The organism is Tateyamaria pelophila (assembly GCF_019966495.1).
GTDB classification, from domain to species: domain Bacteria; phylum Pseudomonadota; class Alphaproteobacteria; order Rhodobacterales; family Rhodobacteraceae; genus Tateyamaria; species Tateyamaria pelophila.
The window spans coordinates 1-16,861 of the sequence record NZ_JAIMIA010000013.1; the positions used below are offsets into that span (position 1 = coordinate 1).

Consider the following 16,861-nt stretch of genomic DNA (forward strand, 5'->3'; position numbering starts at 1 on the left):
GCCGCCGAACAAGCAAAGGGGCCTGGGCGCCCAGCTCAAAGAGCGACACCGGCTAACATCCAAGCTGATTGACGCGCCGCGACAATCAAAAACACAAAACCCTTGATCGCGATAGAAAACGACGGCATCGTCTCAAGTGTCGCGACCAAGGATTCTCATCCTGATTGACGCGCTCCTCGCATCCAGATTGTCGCGCTACACGCATCGAACCCTGCAAGACTTTGTAGCGGTATTTTGTTGCCCACACGACGTGGTACCTGTGGTAAAATCGCGTGTGCGCGGATTTGGAATAACGCATGATCTTCTCTCCTGAATTTTGAAACCATACCGCCACAGCGGGTTTCAAAATTCAGGAGAGAAGATCAGAGAAAGATTCGCTGAAGCGGACCGGCTAGAAGCCGGTGGCTTCGATCCATTAGGTGGAAAGTAAATTGACGTGACGTGCACAATAGTCAAGTTTTTGTATACAAAAACTTTGTCTGTGTATTACATCGTGGCCCACAGCAGTGATTGGTCCCAAGCTTGGAGTTGCAAGAGACATGGCCAAGAAGCAAACAGACTCCATCGCCGACGACCTCGAAGCAATGATCCTCGAAGGGGTTTTTGACGACAACCAACGCCTCGACGAAGTTCAACTGGCCAAACGTTTCTCCGTGTCGCGCACACCTGTCCGCGAGGCTTTGCAACGGTTGACCCAGGCGGGCCTGGTGGAACAAAGACCGCGCCGTGGGGTGTTTGTGCGCCAGCCGGGTGCCATTGAACTCCTGGAGATGTTTGAAGTGATGTCGGAGCTTGAGGCCGCATGCGCGCGCTATGCGGCGTCACGCATTTCCGATGAGGCGCTGGAGGAGCTGCGCGAAGCCAACGAGAAATGTGAGCAGGCGGTCCGTGAACAGGACCCTGATCGCTATTACCTTGAAAATGAACGCTTTCACCACATCATCTACGCGCAATCGGGCAACGGTTTTCTGGAAGCCGAGGCGTCCCGTTTGTATCGTCGCCTAAAACCGTTTCGCCGTTTGCAGCTCAGATTGCGCGGGCGCCTGCGACAATCCATGGCTGAACACGAGAGCATTTTGCGCGCACTTACCGACGGAGACGCGGACCGTGCAGCGGGTGTCATGCGTCAGCATATCGCTGTCCAGGGCGATAAATTTCACCATTTGCTTTCGACGCTGAAAACGGCGGCGGAATAGGGTTGGTTTCGGGACTCATAGACTGGTTTTCCATGGGCAGACCCACGTTTCGGCCAAGTTGTCGCGGGATATCGCACGGCCGTCATCCGTTCCTTTGAACTGGTATTGTGCAACATAAATGAAACATAACGGCATGACTAAAACGGACCCCGGCATGCGTGCAGACGCGATAAGCATTGAAAGTCTGCCCAGCGAAAGGTGTGGCATCGGGGATGGACACCCACCATGAGGGACATGACTGACGTAGATGGAAGCGGCGCAGGAGGGATCGGCGCGGCTGGCCCTCAGTGCACAGCCTCACCAGACCAGTCGTGCTTTCAACGTGAAGTATGGCACGGGGTTATGACCGGGTCGCGGACAGCTTGTACATCCCTCGCAAGCGCACCCATGGAGTCTTTCGCTAACGCATCACATGTCTCGGGCGGTTCAAAACGATTCAGGAATCGCAGCTTGTTGGTACCGCTGCATGAATGGGCTTGTCCGATGCGCTCAGCTTCGCGCCGTTGATGGACATCGGCTGAAACGGCGGATCCGTTTGCATGTCCGGAGCGGTCAGATGGATTGTATAGCAACCTGCATAAACCTTTGTGGTGCCATCCGACATGGACGCAGAGATCGCCACCGGTAACGCCCAATAGATCTGTCCGGCGCCCGGGTCCGGCTGCGTTGCACCGAACTGAATTGATATGGCTTCGGTTCCCGCATAGCCCTGCATCCAACTCTCATAGTTGTTGGGTGCGAAACCTTCCGAGAAATATTCAAATGCACGCGCGTATTGCTTTTGGTTGATCGCGTTATAGTAACTCTGAACCAGCTTTTCCGGTGTAGAACGATCATCCATATATTGAAGTTCCGCCACCGCCGCGCCTGTTATCGCGATCAGGCCAATCGAGCATCCGACCATGGTTTTTGACAGCAGTTTCATCATTTCACTCTCCAAAATTCCATGACGTGTTCACACTGTTTGCTCCGCCGCGTTAAGCGGGTGCCTGGGTCACTGTCTTGCACCTCACTTGAAGCCGTATCTGGAATTAGCTCTATTCCTCTTATGGTTGTCAACATTCAGTTGCGTCGACTTTGCGAAAGCTTCAAAACCGGGCGTTGATCGCAAGCGCGGTATCAGTTTGCACGGCACACCGCAGAGCAACGACATGTTGCACGCGACTGGGCGGGTTGGAGAGAATGCGAGCCAAAATGCGAAATACCTGCGGACATCACGGTTATCTGAGTGGTCTGACGGTCTTGGCGACATAATTCAGGGTGAAGCCTAAAGGACAAAATATGCCGAATATGAAACGTCGCTCCTTTCTCGCGGTGACCGCCGCATTTGTCGCCCACCCCGGAGCGGCCCAGACGCAGGGGTGGCAGGGCGTGGCCGCGCAGGCGCGCAGTTCGGAGCAATGCCACGCGATCGTGATCCAGCAGCGCGGCGTTCCTGTCCTGTCCGAGCGGTTTCGCGGCCCTGCCCTTGATCGTGTCGTGCCCATCAAATCTGTGTCCAAGACGATTGTTGCGGCGTTGACCGGGGCGGCTCTTGATCGGGGCGAAATCCCGTCTTTGGATGCCACTCTGGGCGAGGTCGCGCCGGGCCTTATCCCGCCGGGTGCGGACACCGGGGTGGCCGCGATCACGGTTGGTAATCTCGTCACGATGCAAGCCGGGCTCGAGCGGACGTCGGGCGCAAACTATGGCGGCTGGGTCAGCAGCAGCAATTGGGTGGCAAACGCATTGTCGCGGCCAATGGTGGCGGAGCCCGGCGCGCAAATGCTGTACTCCACCGGGACGACCCATGTTTTGGGAGCGGTCTTGTCTCAGGTTTCGGGTGAGAGCTTGCTGTCGCTTGCGCGCGCGCGCCTTGGCCGCCCATTGGGCATCGACATCCCCGCTTGGACGCGCGATCCGCAAGGGCGTTATCTGGGCGGCAATGAGATGGCCCTGTCGCTGTCCGCGATGATCCGCTTTGGCGAGATGTACCGTAATGCAGGGCGTGCAGGCGATACACAGGTCCTGAGCCAAGCCTGGGTGCGCGCGTCGTTTCAACCCGCCACCCGGTCGGTCTTTTCCGGGCTGGAATATGGCTATGGGTGGTTCCTGGGTCGGGCTGGTCGCGTCGAATACGCCTTGGCGCGGGGGTATGGTGGTCAGATCATCTGCGTCATCCCGGACCTGGCACTGACTGTCGCGATCACTTCTGACCCGACGCAACCCGCCCGAAGTGGTGGCTATTTTGGCGCGTTGATCCGCTTGATCGATCAATCGATCATCCCCACGGCGCAAAGGGACGTGACTTAGGTTGTGCCAAAAGGGCGCGCCGCAGGCGTCGCATTCACGACAACCCCGGCCTTGACGACGCCTGAGCGGAGACCTCGAACGGCGCATCGCCCCTTGATGACAGGCTCTGGCGCGCCAATCGAAGTGGTCCACAGTGCGCTTTCAGCATAGATTCTGTCATCGCTGAGGTGAAGCAGGCTCTGGATATTATCATCGGCGCTTTCCCTGTGCGAGTAGAGACCTTTTCTGCCAGAACGTCCGCATCCCCGTCCGCGATCAGGCGATGATCTTGAATGGGCCTCGTTTCCGGATGGAAACAGCAAGCCAGAACAGGCCCAGAGGATCTGACCGATACGAGGTATTGCGCATTGCATTGCCAGACAACCCGTGGACGAATGGGCAGCGTCGGCCGCGCAAACCGGCTAATTCTCCGCGCCTCCGGCATCATCCGCAAGGATCCCCAACGTCTTGCCAAGATCCCAGTAATACACAGATTTCCCCGGACGGCGGAGCCCCTTGTCAATCTCTTCCTGCGCCGCTGATATCTCCCCAGATAAGATCAGAAGTTCCAGCAAGACCTTGCGCGCCGCATGGTTGTCAGGATCTCTCGACAAGATCACCGAAAGAGCCTTGCGAGCGTCCGGTGCGCCCTTTTCCGTTCCTCTGACGATGAAGCCGGAATAAAGCCGACATCCTTCTTCATCGGCCCCGATGCAGGATCCTTCGGCGATCAGCATCGCGATTTCGGTGCCGGAGGGATCAGCCGCATCGGACGACATAATCGTCGTCGCCAAACGGCTACAGCCCTCTGCGGCTCCATTGGCACAGGCATAGATGATCAAGGCCCGTCCGCGTGCCTGATCCTGTTCGACCCCGCGACCGCTCAGATACCATAGCCCCAACTCGCCGCACCCCCCGATGAACCCGAGGTCGCAGGCTTGCTGCATCCGGGCCACCACGACTTCGGGCTGGGTTCCGTCCACCCTGGCCAACCGTAGGCTCAAGTCGAAACATGCTGCCCCAACCCCATCCTCGCAAACCATCTCGAACCGGGAGAGTGTTTGCGCCGTCTCTTCGTCCTTCCCGATCTGCTCGGACATCTGAGGTCGACCTGCCGCATAGCAGGCAGACGATAGGCCCAGACTGCATGCCCGTTCGTGCAAGGCGAACGCCCAATCCGTGTCGCCTGTTGCGAATGCCATTTGCCCCGCGACAACACAGCCGTCCGGCTCTTCCAAATCACAGGCAAGCGACATCAGGCTTAGACTTTCCTCGCTTTGCCCATCAATGATGCTTTCTGCGTCCTCAAGGCATTGCAAACTGAGCGTTCCATCACAGGCCCGGCGGAGCATGGTCAACTTCGACATCTCGTCAGGTGAAAGCCGTGCCGCGTACAGGCACAGCCGCTCGCCGAAGACATCGCAGAGCGCTGCGTCCATACGGGCGACCCCGGTCGCGCCGGGGCTGACGGCAAAAAAGGCGATGAACAGGACGGAAAAGGAAATGCCGATCTGCGACAGGCCGAGGATTCGAAAGGGCGCGTCGCGGCGGGAGATCTTTGGAGTGACGAACCGGCGCGTCATTACGGTCAACCAGCGAGCCAAATAGCTCAGAACCAAGCGGCGCGAAACGATCAGGAGGAAGAAGATCAGCGCCGCGAGGGACGTCACGAAGGTCGAATAGAAATACGCCGAGTAAGGCGAGAAGAGCACCGCCATCTCGAGAACCGACATACCGGGCTCGCCCCGTATGAAACGCACGACCGCGATGCTCGACCAGATGATGAAGGTGGATGACGCAAGATCCGCGACCACGATCGTGGCATGCGCCCAGAACGAGCGGGTCCGCGTCATCTGCCCGACCAGGAAACGCGTCAGACGGAGGGAGAAATAATCCGGGATGACATTGATCGCCGCCCCAATCGCCACGAAACGGATCATGTCAGGGTCAGGATTGGCCCAGAATGTCCGCTCAGGAAGGTATTTCCACAGGACGAACGCGACAACCGAAACGGACGCGAGCGAAATCACGGAGGACAGAAGGAACCCCCGCAGGCTGAAGAAGCCCGTGCCGAACATACTGTCAAAGACGGCCACGAAGCGGGCCTGCCACGAGAGGTCCTCGGTCCGTTCGAAATACGCACTCAGAGGCTGGCGCAGCCCCCGCACGTTATCGAGGAGCGCTATCGCAGTTCCGATTGCGATGGCATAGAGCAGCGCCCGCGAAGCGGGATCGAAAATGATTTCGTCAAACTCCGAGAACGTCACCGCGCGTTGTCCGCGATCAACAAGGCGACCTCTGCCAGACGTTCGGCCGCGACCTCCTCCGCGCCCGGATCGGAGGACATGCGCGTCGACACGCGCACCCATCCCGCAGCGCGGCTGCCGTCGCTACGGTGCGGACAAATCTCGCCGACCCGCGACCCTGCCAGTGAGGCCATTGGCCCGCACGCCCCGTCGAACCAGTAAAACACCAGCTGACGGGCAAACCCGCGAACTACCGTAAGCTCGGCGACCCGCAACGGCTGCGCGGTCTCCGGCCCGGCCGGGATCACCCTGTACCGCAGGCGCTCAACTTCCCAGTCCGGCAAATCCGATAAAAAGGCGCGCGGCAGGGACGGAGCGAAAAATTCGTCCTTCCGCGCCATCCGCGCATAGCTGATGACGCCGTAGGGGGCTTCCCTAACCAGAATAACCGAGAACCCGCTGCTTTGCGCACTGGTTTCGATCGGCAAATGCCGCGAGGTGTCGCGGACCACGAACCACTCGCCGTATCGCACGGCGGTCTGATCTCCTACCCTCGGCGACAAAGGAGCCAGCAAAGGCCCGGCCAGCGAAATGCCGACGGCCACGACCAAGGGGAGAACCGCCCAGCGCGCCAGTCCCGCGGTTTGGATCTCGGACAATCGCCGCGCTCCGGCCCGAACCGGCGCGAAATCCAGATCAAACTGGTCTGCGAGAGGATCCCGGTTTCCGGCGAGGCGGTTCAAAACCTTGACCAGAACAAACAGAAGCACGATTGATGTCAGGAAAATAAGCCACCCTTCGAGGAAATGCGCAAAGCCCGTGACATGGGACGCATCGCCCCGGATCTCCACAATAACGGTAAGGATCGCCACACGGACCGCATTCATCACGATTGCAACTGGCGCTGCAAGGATCACGATTGCCACCCAGACCCAGATCGGCCCCTGCACAAGCGCCGCGACAACGGCGGCAAAACTGAGGATCGGCAAGATGTACCGGAACCCCGAACAGGCCTGCGCCACGCTGAGGTAAATCCCGTCCACATCTATGACGTTGTGTACAAGCTGCGCATTTGTGCCCGCAATCTGCGTCAGGCCGACGGCCCAGATAGCGGTGATGCGCTGCAATCCGTTCTGAACCTGCCAGAACAGGCTTTCCGGGAGCGGCAAAGCGACGAGCAGGACAAGAAGCGCAGGAATGAATCGTACAAACTTGCGCGGCTCCAGCAGGCAGTAGAAGACGGCACAGATAACGAGGAAACCAGTGAAGGCAGACAGCGCGCCGAGCGAGAACAGCGTTGAGAGACCTGCAAGGATCAGGCTCATAACCAGAAAGGCCGTCGATACCCAGTCCGGTCTGGTGCGGAAAACGTCCTCTGGGTCAATTCCCAACTGCCTCAGGACGAGGGCACCAAAAATGATGACACTCAGTGGCCCGTGGGAGTATTCGGGCCGCAGCCAAGCGGACGCTGCATAGGACGCACCCGGCCAGAGCAAGACCGAATAGAGCATGAGGATGGCGGCGGGAACGATGAGGGAAGAGGGTCTGACATTCGTCGGGATCCAATTCACAAACGACATCGGGACGGGCTTTTCCTGTCATCATACAATTTATCAGGCTAGTTTACCCCAAATTCGGCAATTCCGATACCTGTTAAGATCTCCCTCTGCGCACGCAAATTTCTAAAACACGTCACGTCCCGTCCAAACTGCACACCAAGAACCGGGTAAGAAAATGTCTGAAACAAATGACTTGAAGAAAATCCAAACTCAAGGCGTCCATCACATCACGATAATCGGCGCCGACCGCCAGACGTCGATCGATTTCTGGGAGGGCATTCTGGGTATGCCGTTTATCTTCGATCAACCCAATCTCGATGACCCGAACGAGGGCCATCTCTATTTCGACCCCGGCGATGGACGTTTGATCACGATATTCACCAACGAAGATCGCAAGCGCGACGCGACACCCGTACCGGAGGCGACAGGGTCGCTGCATCACCTCGCATTCAACGTGAGCCAGGCCACGTTTGGGCAAGTGGCCGCACGTCTGGATGCGCGAGGTGTCTCGCATTCGGGGCCGGTGGACCGGGGTTTCATGGATTCAATCTATTTCCGTGATCCGCTCGGTCTGCGGATCGAGATTGCCAGTTACAGATTCGAGCCGCCCGAGGGGTGCCGCCATGCGGACGTGATGATCGAAGCCCACAAGATCCGCGTGGCGCAGGGCGATCACCATATCGACCGCGAACATCTGGCGGATGCCATCGCATTGCTGGTGCAACGTCGGCAAAACTCTCTCTCTGAAGACAGATCACCCCGCAAAGCCTATTGAACACGCGGCGTCTGCCTGAACGCGCAAGAGGCTCGCCAGTTTGTTTTTGATTGAGAGGCCGGACGCGATCACCAACAGGCTGCTTCGCACCTTTGATGTCTTGATTGGGCCGGATCTTGTGGTCAAACCCTGCCACAGTGCCCCGGTCAAGCGGCGTTGCCGCGGGTCCGATCACCGGGCTGGTTACCATTCCAAGCGGCTTGCTCGCTGCCGCAATGGGTATTGCGGTCTTTTGCTGTGCGGACGATACCCGCTTCAGACGGCTACCAGTTATCCTGACATTGGTGATGGGCATCGGCTTGTCCGCACACGAACTGGCCTGACGGAACAGGCTTTCGCGCGGGGCAAAGCGACCGGGCAGAGCTTTGCGCGCCAAACAACGCTAGGACACTCTTCCGTTGCCCTTTATTGCTTCGGAGAGACTTTGGGCTAAATTTGATCTGGACGGGCGTGGGCCCGCCTGTTTGGGAGGACAGTATGAAGCATTTAATCAAAACAACTGCACTCGGAATTCTGCTTGCAGGAACCGTTATGGCAGAAGGACATCGCGTTGCCGCGCCAGAGGGCGCACGGGCCTATATCGTTTCGCCGGCAGATGGCGCGACGGTTTCAAATCCGGTGACAATCGTTTTTGGGCTGGAAGGCATGGGCATTGCGCCCGCAGGTACCGAAGTTGAAAACACCGGGCACCATCACCTCTTGATCAACACCGACCCTAGCACCCTGGACCTTGAGTACAGCTTGCCCGCCACCGACCAGATCGTCCACTTCGGCGGCGGCCAAACGCAAGTCACCAAAGAACTGCCTGCCGGGACGCATACGCTTCAACTGCTGTTGGGCGATTGGAGCCACGTGCCGCATGATCCACCTGTCATGAGCGACACCATAACGATCACCGTGAATTAAAGACTGCCAGTGATATCCGGTTTGCCTCGCAGCAGGGGCAACCTGCACCGCACAGCAAACCGGACGATCGCGAACGAAGCGCTTTGTGGCATGCACTTGCGACATCGGCAAATCCGGTGTCGCGGCCGAGGACAGGCCGTGGTTTGGATGATTTAGAGTGTGCGGGTGTGCTTGTTGCAATTGTGATTTCGGGCGTCCGGTTGCGACCCGCATACACCTGCGCAAAGTTCCGCGCGTTTTTTTATTCGAACAGGCATTCACCTTTCGTGTCCGGCGTGCCGAGGGACAAAACCCTATTTTGCGTTTGATACGCCTGTGTCGGCCAAAATGTCCCAATTGCTTGGCGGCCACCCGGTTTGCCAGAAAATCAAGCCCGCCGACAACCTGACCTAGCGCGTCAGATCTGTTATCACAGCCGTGCCGGGGGATGTTGGACCGTGCATCGCGCGCAGCTCGGCGCTGGCGCCGGACAGCGGAATTTCCCGCGCGACCATCGGGCTGATATCGACCGCACCCCGCGCAATCATGTCCAACAGCGACGGGTATTTCCACGCAGGCATCCCACGGGTGCCAAAAAACGCCAGTTGTTTGCTGTATATCGCACGCATGTTGATCTGCATCTGGCCACTGCCTGCGGGCATGCCGACATGCACGTGACGGCCCAATGTCGCGAGGCATTCAACCGATGCATTGGTCGTGGCTTCGATCCCCAGCGCCTCGACGGAGACCTGCGCACCGCCGCCTGTAATCTCTCGGATGGCGGCCGCCGCGTCGGTCTTGGCTGCATTTACCACCGCATCCGCGCCATGATGCTGCGCATGAGCCAGTTTCTCCTCGACAATATCGACAACGACAACCTGTGCCCCGAGCATCTTGGCCAGCAGCAAAGTCGCCAGCCCGACCCCGCCCGTGCCATGCACCGCGACCCACTCTCCGGCCCGGACGTTGGCGCGGTCGGTCAATGCATGCCATGCCGTCGTCACCCGGCATCCCAGTCCAGCCGCCAGCGCGGGCGACATCGTATCCGGCAGGTATACAAGGTTATGATCAAACGGAACCGCCACATATTCGGCATAGGCGCCCGGCGCCCCAAAGCCTGGCACAATCGCATTCTCGCAGGTGTTTGAGACGCCTTTGTGGCAGGCCGGACAGGTGCCGCAGGCCAGAATGAACGGCGCGATCAGGCGATCCCCAATCTTGTACTGGGCCTTTGCGCCCGCCTCCACCACCGTGCCGCAGTACTCGTGCCCAAGAATCGAGCCACTTTCCACGCGCGGATGCTCGCCGGTCCATCCGTGGTAATCGGACCGACAGACTCCGCAGGCCGCAACCTTCAGAACCACCCCGGTGTCCGGGCAGGCCGGATCATCAACGGTCTCGATGGAAAGATCCTTGTTGAAGTCACGGACGACAGCAGCGCGCATCGCATCACCTTTCATTATTGAGCCGCCGGGGCGGCCAGTGTTTCATCGCGCGTTGAAGCGGGCGCATCAAGCAACGTCACCAAAAATCATGGCGCGACGATCGCTTCGGCTTCGATCTCGACCCGGTAGCCACCGATCAGCCCCGCGACGACAACCAATGTGTTGGCGGGCTTGACGTCTCCGAACACTCGCCCGTGCGCCAATGAGATTGCTTCGACGTCGGCTTCGTCCGTGATGTAGATCCGCGTGCGGACCACGTCTTCGGCACGCGCTCCAAAGGCGGCAAGGGCCGCGAGGATCTTGTCGATCACATAAGTGGTCTGAGCGCCTGCATCATCCAAGGCCACAATACGGTCGGCGCCCGCAGTCGCCGTCGTTCCCGACACGAGGATACGATCCCCGATTTTCTGAGCGCGCGCGTATCCCGCGATATCTTCCCATTTCGATCCGCTCAAGACCCGCTGACCGCCCTCTCGCATCGGATTTGCCTCTGCTTCGTGCTGCAACGGCATGGTCTCCAGATGATGGCTCAGGTCTCCAGACGCGGTGAGAAATGGCGGGCGGCGGTATTCGTCGCCGCAATCCCCCGGAACGTCGCGCGTATTCGCAAAGGCTTCGGACAGGCCTGCGTGATCTTCCGGGTCCAGCGTAAAGGAAAAAAGCTGGCGATTGTCGTCGACATGCACCCGTTCACCAAGGCGCGCGCCAACGATGACCCCGGCCACCGCCGGGTGATCCAGAACCCAGCGTGTGGCGACATTGGGAATGGAAACGCTGTATTTTTGAGCAATCGTGTTTGCCGCCGCAAGGACGCCCTGAAACGCATCCCAGCCGCCTGTCGTGTCGATAAAGCGTTTGTACTTCATCTTGGACCAGTCGGGGATATCCTGTGGTTCAGGCTTGCCCAGCCACCGTTCCGACAGGAAACCACCGCACAGCGTACCATACGCCAGAAGCCGCAGATTGGTGCGGCTGGAAAGCTCGGACAGAGGCCCGGCCGCCCGTCGATCCAGCAAGGAAAAAGAGACCTGATTGGTCAGTAACGGCACACCGTCAGACAGGGCGACATCCACATGGGCCGCATCGAAATTGGTCACGCCGATCTCGGCGATCAAACCCTCGTCGCGCAGCTGCGCCAGTTCGTGCAGCGCATCGAGCCACGCGGGGTGATGAAAGCTCCACCAATGGAATTGCAGCAGATCGACGCGGTCAACGCCCAGCCGCCGCAAGCGGTCTTCGACGCCCGCGCGCACTACGTCGCGGGTCATCGGGCCGGGCGCAGGACACCATTTGGTAAAGGCCAAAGGACGCGATGCCTTGCCCCTTGCCAACAGCGTGCCGGTGATAATCTCGGCGCTGCCATAATGGTCGGCCATATCGAAGGTGTTGAACCCCGCGTCTGCATAGGCAGCGAGCCAGTCCGCGCCGGTTTCGGGATCGATCGTGTCGCCGTCTTTTTCGATATCGGCCACCTGCCACAGGCCCGTCAGCACCCGTGATATATTCAACTTTTCCGACAGTTGAAGGCGATCCGGGGGCTGGGCGTCAGGCATGATGGGTTCCGTTTTGTTGTGGCGGTGGGCGAATGGCCCTTGAGCACTGTGTCACTTTCGATAACGTGGCCCAGATAAGATGACGCGCCGGAAACAGTCCAGCGGAAAGGGCGGGGATGAAAGAGGATGCGGAAAGCGGGGCGTTCTGGCTCTATGACCTGAACGTCGAAACCGTACTGGACGGGCGCACCCCTGTCTGCCGCCATATCGAAGGCGAAAGCTTTCGGGTTGAGGGCGAGACGCTTGTGTTCGCGCCCGGCAGCCGAATTTCCATGTACGCTCTGGCCGGCCTCTTGCCGCTATTGCCCGTCAAACAGCGCATGACCGACCCCAACGACTGGATCAGCACCGATGCAGAGGTCGCCTGCCCTGACCCGCATTGCGGCGGGCGGTTTCGGATCACGCGGCTGGATAAACGCCGCTTTACCCATGCCGCGACCACAGGCCAGCCGGACCAGCGCGGCACGCCCTACTGGCAAAAGGATGGTACATGAGTGTAGAAACCACGGACCTGCGCCCGGGCTATGCGATATCGCGGGTGATCAAGGGCGGCTGGCAGCTTGCCGGGGATCACGGGCCCGTTGACCGCGCCGATGCAGTGCGTGACATGGAGGCGTTTCTGGACGCCGGGATCACCACCTTCGACTGTGCCGACATCTATGTCGGCGTCGAAGAAATGATCGGTGATTTCATCTCCGATGTGCGCGCACGTCGCGGGGCCGAGATCGCAGGCCGTGTGCGGGTTCACACCAAGCTGGTGCCGGATCTGGGATTGCTGGAGAATATTCAGCCCGCCGATGTCGAGGCAATCATAGACCGCTCGCTTAAGCGGCTTCAGGTCGAACAGCTTGATCTGGTGCAGTTCTTCTGGTGGGACCTTTCGCTCGGCAATCCGCAGGTCGGGCTTGAAGTGCTCAAGCGTTGTCAGGAAAAGGGCAAGGTCGCACATCTGGGCGTCACCAACTGGGACGTGGCCGAAACGCAGCCGTTTCTGGACGCCGGGTTCGACGTAGTCTCGACCCAAGTGCAATATTCGCTGCTAGACCGGCGGGCCGAAAACGGGCTGACAAACTGGTCGGCGGAAAATGGTCTTCAGTTGCTGTGCTATGGCACACTGGCTGGAGGCTTTCTGACGGAACGGTGGCTCGGTGCGGCGGACCCCGGCTTTGATTTCGAGAACCGCAGCCTGATCAAATACCGGCTGATTATCGACGAATTTGGTCCCTGGGACAGGTTTCAACAGTTGCTCGGCATCTTGCAAGCAATCGGCGACAAGCATGGCGTGTCGCTGTCCAGCGTCGCCACCCGTTGGGTCCTCGACCAACCCCAGGTCGCCGCCGCCATCGTCGGGGCACGCTATGCGCGGCACCTGCCGATGACTCTGGAAGTATTCCGCTTTGCCCTGGACGATGAAGACCGCGCCGCGATCAAAGCCCTGCTCGACATCGCGCCGGGGCCGTCCGGGTCGGTTTTTGCATTGGAGCGGGACCGCAACGGGCGGCATGGGCGGATCATGAAATACAACCTCAACACCCGTCCCGACGACAAGGTGTTCGGGGGGTGAGTGAAACAATCCTCTCGACGCAAGGGCTTTGCCGAAGCTTTGGCATGCTCAGGGCGGTGAACGACGTATCGTTGCAGGTGCGGCGCGGCTCGATGACCGGCCTCATCGGGCCGAATGGGGCGGGAAAATCGACGCTCTTCAACCTGCTCACCGGAGCGCTGAAACCAGACAGCGGCAGCGTGCAACTGGACGGGCGCGACGTCACCGGACTGCCGCCCGATCGATTGTTTTCAAGCGGATTGGGGCGGACCTTTCAAATTCCACGCCCCTTTGCGCGGATGAGCGTGCTGGAAAACGTGATGCTGGCCCCCATGGGCCAGACAGGCGAGACGATTTCGGGGCCGTTCCTGTTTCGCAACAAGATGAAATCCGAAGAGACCCGCATCCGCGCCAAAGCATTGGAGGTGCTGGATTTCGTGACGCTGGCCCCATTGGCGGACCACCCGGCGGGGCAAATCTCGGGTGGGCAGATGAAATTGCTGGAACTCGCGCGCGTGCTGATGGGCGATCCCGCGCTGATCTTGCTGGATGAACCTGCGGCGGGCGTGAACCCGGTGCTGACCGCAACGCTGATCGGCAAGATCGAAGAGCTGAACCGGCAAGGCACCACCTTTGTCATCATCGAGCATGATATGGATTTCGTGATGCGCCATTGCGACCCGGTGATTGCACTCGCCGAAGGCTCGGTCATTTTTGAGGGCACCAGCGCCGAAGCCCTGGCCAACCCCGTTCTGCTGGACGCCTATCTGGGGACGACCGAGGATGCCTGAAGCGGTTCTTGAAGCACGCGGCGTCACGGCGGGCTACGTGCCCGATCTGCCGATCTTGCACGAGGTATCACTGGTCGCGCATCCGGCGCAGATCACGCTGATCATCGGGCCAAACGGGGCGGGCAAATCGACGTTGATCAAGGCCATCGCAGGCCTGCTGCCGGTCAGCGCCGGCCAGATCACCTTTGGCGGCGCGGACATCACACATATCCGTACAGACCAGCTTGCGGCGCGCGGCATCGCCTATGTGCCACAGACCGACAACATCTTTCGCAGCCTCACGATCCGTCAGAACCTTGACCTCGCGCTGCGGCGCGCGGGGGCCGGCGCCCCTGCCCGTCTGGCCCGGTTGCTGGAACAGTTTCCGGCGCTGGCCGACAAACAACGCGACAAGGCCGGCACATTATCGGGCGGCCAGCGCCAGTTTCTGGCCATCGCCATGGCGCTTGCGACAGCGCCGAAACTGATCCTGATGGACGAGCCGTCCGCCGGCTTGTCCCCCAAAGCCGCGCAAGAGGTGCTGGAGCATGCACGCACCCTGACCCGCAGCGGAGTGTCGATCCTGCTGGTGGAACAAAACGTCAATCAGGCCCTTCGCCTGGCCGATCACTGCTTTATCCTGGCCGAAGGACGCAACCAGATCGACGGACCTGCCGACGCTCTGTTGAACAACAAGGTCGTTGGCGAGATTTACCTCGGCGCACGCCGCATGGGGGCCGCATGATCCAGAACCTGATCGACGGAGTGCTCACCGGCTCCTACATCTCGCTGGGCGCGATTGGCCTGACGCTGGTGATGCACATCCTGCGTTTTGCAAACTTTTCGCATGCCGAGCTTTTGTCGCTGGGGGCCTATGCCGCATTGGTCTGCGATGCGCTTGTATCCGCCTTGGTGCCTGTGTTTGCGGTGAAACTGGCACCGCTGTCGCTGACCGGGGCGCTGATTGTCGCGATCTTTGTATCGATGGTGTTCACGGGGCTCTCGGCCTTGGTGATCGACCGACTGGTGTTCAAACGGGTGCGCGAAAAAGGACAGGAATTGTCGATGGTCTTTGCCAGTTTCGGCATGGCGCTGATCATTCGAAACGTGATCGGACTGGTCTTTGGTCTCAGTCCCGAGCTGTATTCCAAAGACATCGCCTTTGCCATGATCCTCAGCCGCGACCCGCTGATCCTGGTCAAACCCGACCAGATTTTCGTGCTGGTCGCGGCGCTGGTCCTGATGTTCCTGCTCCACCTGATCCTGTCACGCACCACGTTCGGTTATTCGCTGCGCGCCGTGGCCGAGAATCCGTCGCTCGCGCAAGTCAATGGCGTGAACCTGCAACGCACCATTATGGCCGTCTGGCTGATCGGGGGCGGATTGGCCGCGGTCGCGGGCATATTTTACGGCCTCAGTCACCAGTTGATCCCGGTGATGGGGCGCGACCTGGTGTTGCCGATCTTTGCCGCCACCATAGTGGGCGGCATCGGCAGTGTTTACGGCGCAGTGCTGGGTGGTTTTATCGTCGGCATCGCGGGCAACCTTGCGCTGGTGGTGCTGCCATCGGGGTACACGCCATCGGTGCCGTTCCTGTTGATCATCGTGGTGCTGATCCTGCGCCCGCACGGGCTTTTCGGTGAGGCGCGCGCATGATTGGTGTCATCTCCTATCTGGTGTTTTTCGCCACCACAGCCTCGATCCTGGCGATTGCCGTGCTCGGGCTGAACCTGCAATGGGGCAACACGGGGCTCTTCAATGGTGGCGTCGTCGCGTTCTTTGGCGCCGGAGCCTACGGCACATTGATCTTGGGCGGGACGCCGCAGGCCGGTCACTTGGGCGGGTATGGTCTGTTTTACCCGCTGGCCTTGCTGGGGGGTATGGCCATTGCCGGACTGGTGGCGTGGATCGTCGGGCTACTAACGCTGAGACTCAGGCATGACTACCTTGCAATCGCGACCTTCGGGGTGGCCGTGGCCTTTGAAAACCTGATGCGCAACGCCGAATGGCTGGCGGGCGGCGCCAAGGGGGTCCGTGGGTTCGAGCGCCCATTGCGCGATGCATTGGGCGATGGCTTTACCTACAACATCTTCTTTTTCTTGGTTGTCCTGGTCATCCTAATCGCAACCTATCTGTTTCTGGAACGCCTTGTCGCTTCCCCCTTTGGCCGCCTGTTGCGCGCCATCCGTGAAGACGAAGAAGCCGCACAGTCGCTGGGCAAGAACCCGGCCCGGGTCCGCCTGATGGCGTTCATCACCGGCTCGGTCATCCTTGGATTGGCCGGCGGGCTTTATGGCACGTTCTATGCTTTCGTCAGTCCGCAAGACGTGCTGCCAACGCTCACATTCCAGATCTGGGCCATGCTCATCGTTGGGGGGGCGGGTAACAATCGTGGCGCGATTTTCGGCGCATTCCTGATCTGGGGCGCCTGGACAGCCTCTGGCTGGGCGTTGTCACGTTTTGCGCCGATCGAGGCACAGCTTTACACTGGCTCAGTTCAATTCATACTGATCGGGTCGGTTATTGTCGGCATGCTGATGTGGCGCCCCCACGGGCTCCTGCCAGAGCGGCTTGTCGTTTCACAAAGGGGGAAAACCCCATCCGCATAACAGGGAGAA

General features: G+C 59.7%; 16 protein-coding genes and 1 pseudogene. 11 read left to right on the plus strand and 6 right to left on the minus strand.

The genetic code is table 11. The features are described from left to right. Positions 1-199 precede the first annotated feature (199 nt). Positions 200-298: pseudogene (locus tag LC354_RS06425) on the minus strand (IS200/IS605 family transposase); the annotation flags it as partial. A 241-nt stretch (positions 299-539) separates the two neighbouring features. On the opposite strand from LC354_RS06425, the gene LC354_RS06430 reads away from it, so the two are divergent. After that, entirely contained in the window at positions 540-1,196 is a 657-nt protein-coding gene (locus LC354_RS06430; protein WP_223422163.1) for a GntR family transcriptional regulator, read from the plus strand. A gap of 436 nt (positions 1,197-1,632) precedes the next feature. On the opposite strand, the gene LC354_RS06435 is transcribed toward LC354_RS06430, so the two are convergent. Beyond that, entirely contained in the window at positions 1,633-2,124 is a 492-nt protein-coding gene (locus LC354_RS06435) for a hypothetical protein (protein WP_223422165.1), read from the minus strand. A 353-nt stretch (positions 2,125-2,477) separates the two neighbouring features. On the opposite strand from LC354_RS06435, the gene LC354_RS06440 reads away from it, so the two are divergent. Further along, entirely contained in the window at positions 2,478-3,488 is a 1,011-nt protein-coding gene (locus tag LC354_RS06440) for a serine hydrolase domain-containing protein (protein WP_223422166.1), read from the plus strand. A 401-nt stretch (positions 3,489-3,889) separates the two neighbouring features. On the opposite strand, the gene LC354_RS06445 is transcribed toward LC354_RS06440, so the two are convergent. Together LC354_RS06445 and LC354_RS06450 are read right to left on the minus strand one after the other, a co-directional pair. After that, complete coding sequence (locus LC354_RS06445; protein WP_223422168.1) at positions 3,890-5,734, minus strand: hypothetical protein; 1,845 nt, start codon at positions 5,732-5,734, stop codon at positions 3,890-3,892. Further along, positions 5,731-7,293: an exosortase/archaeosortase family protein gene (locus LC354_RS06450; protein ID WP_223422170.1), complete on the minus strand. Its 1,563-nt coding sequence runs from the start codon at positions 7,291-7,293 to the stop codon at positions 5,731-5,733. The genes LC354_RS06445 and LC354_RS06450 overlap by 4 nt, the downstream gene beginning before the upstream one ends. A gap of 172 nt (positions 7,294-7,465) precedes the next feature. Between LC354_RS06450 and LC354_RS06455 the strand changes: the two genes are divergently transcribed. The 3 genes from LC354_RS06455 (at position 7,466) to LC354_RS06465 (ending at position 8,953) form a co-directional block, all read left to right on the plus strand. Further along, positions 7,466-8,047: a VOC family protein gene (locus LC354_RS06455; protein ID WP_223422291.1), complete on the plus strand. Its 582-nt coding sequence runs from the start codon at positions 7,466-7,468 to the stop codon at positions 8,045-8,047. A gap of 104 nt (positions 8,048-8,151) precedes the next feature. Continuing rightward, positions 8,152-8,370: a hypothetical protein gene (locus tag LC354_RS06460; protein WP_223422172.1), complete on the plus strand. Its 219-nt coding sequence runs from the start codon at positions 8,152-8,154 to the stop codon at positions 8,368-8,370. Between the two features lie 208 nt (positions 8,371-8,578). Next, positions 8,579-8,953 (plus strand): DUF4399 domain-containing protein, encoded by a 375-nt coding sequence (locus tag LC354_RS06465; protein ID WP_223422174.1) that lies wholly within the window; start codon positions 8,579-8,581, stop codon positions 8,951-8,953. Positions 8,954-9,342: 389 nt separating this feature from the next. On the opposite strand, the gene LC354_RS06470 is transcribed toward LC354_RS06465, so the two are convergent. Beyond that, positions 9,343-10,377 carry a zinc-binding dehydrogenase gene (locus LC354_RS06470; RefSeq protein ID WP_223422176.1) on the minus strand — a complete coding sequence of 345 codons (1,035 nt, stop codon included), beginning with the start codon at positions 10,375-10,377 and terminating at the stop codon, positions 9,343-9,345. Positions 10,378-10,463: 86 nt separating this feature from the next. Then, a complete protein-coding gene (locus LC354_RS06475) occupies positions 10,464-11,930 on the minus strand; it encodes an aldo/keto reductase (RefSeq protein WP_223422178.1) in 1,467 nt (488 codons plus the stop codon). Between the two features lie 116 nt (positions 11,931-12,046). Here LC354_RS06475 and LC354_RS06480 point away from each other — a divergent pair, with 116 nt between their 5' ends. The 6 genes from LC354_RS06480 to LC354_RS06505 are packed head-to-tail and all read left to right on the plus strand — an operon-like array spanning position 12,047 to position 16,852. Further along, complete coding sequence (locus LC354_RS06480) at positions 12,047-12,424, plus strand: TIGR04076 family protein (protein WP_223422180.1); 378 nt, start codon at positions 12,047-12,049, stop codon at positions 12,422-12,424. Further along, positions 12,421-13,494 (plus strand): aldo/keto reductase, encoded by a 1,074-nt coding sequence (locus LC354_RS06485; protein ID WP_223422182.1) that lies wholly within the window; start codon positions 12,421-12,423, stop codon positions 13,492-13,494. The genes LC354_RS06480 and LC354_RS06485 overlap by 4 nt, the downstream gene beginning before the upstream one ends. An 8-nt stretch (positions 13,495-13,502) precedes the next feature. Next, the gene (locus LC354_RS06490) at positions 13,503-14,264 is read left to right on the plus strand and encodes an ABC transporter ATP-binding protein (protein ID WP_399203108.1); all 762 of its coding nucleotides are present in this window, start codon (positions 13,503-13,505) and stop codon (positions 14,262-14,264) included. Further along, positions 14,257-14,988: an ABC transporter ATP-binding protein gene (locus LC354_RS06495; RefSeq protein ID WP_223422184.1), complete on the plus strand. Its 732-nt coding sequence runs from the start codon at positions 14,257-14,259 to the stop codon at positions 14,986-14,988. Before LC354_RS06490 ends, LC354_RS06495 begins: the two co-directional genes overlap by 8 nt. After that, the gene (locus LC354_RS06500) at positions 14,985-15,899 is read left to right on the plus strand and encodes a branched-chain amino acid ABC transporter permease (protein WP_223422185.1); all 915 of its coding nucleotides are present in this window, start codon (positions 14,985-14,987) and stop codon (positions 15,897-15,899) included. Before LC354_RS06495 ends, LC354_RS06500 begins: the two co-directional genes overlap by 4 nt. Next, positions 15,896-16,852, plus strand: a complete 957-nt coding sequence (locus LC354_RS06505; protein WP_223422187.1) for a branched-chain amino acid ABC transporter permease — start codon at positions 15,896-15,898, stop codon at positions 16,850-16,852. The genes LC354_RS06500 and LC354_RS06505 overlap by 4 nt, the downstream gene beginning before the upstream one ends. Positions 16,853-16,861: the final 9 nt, after the last annotated feature.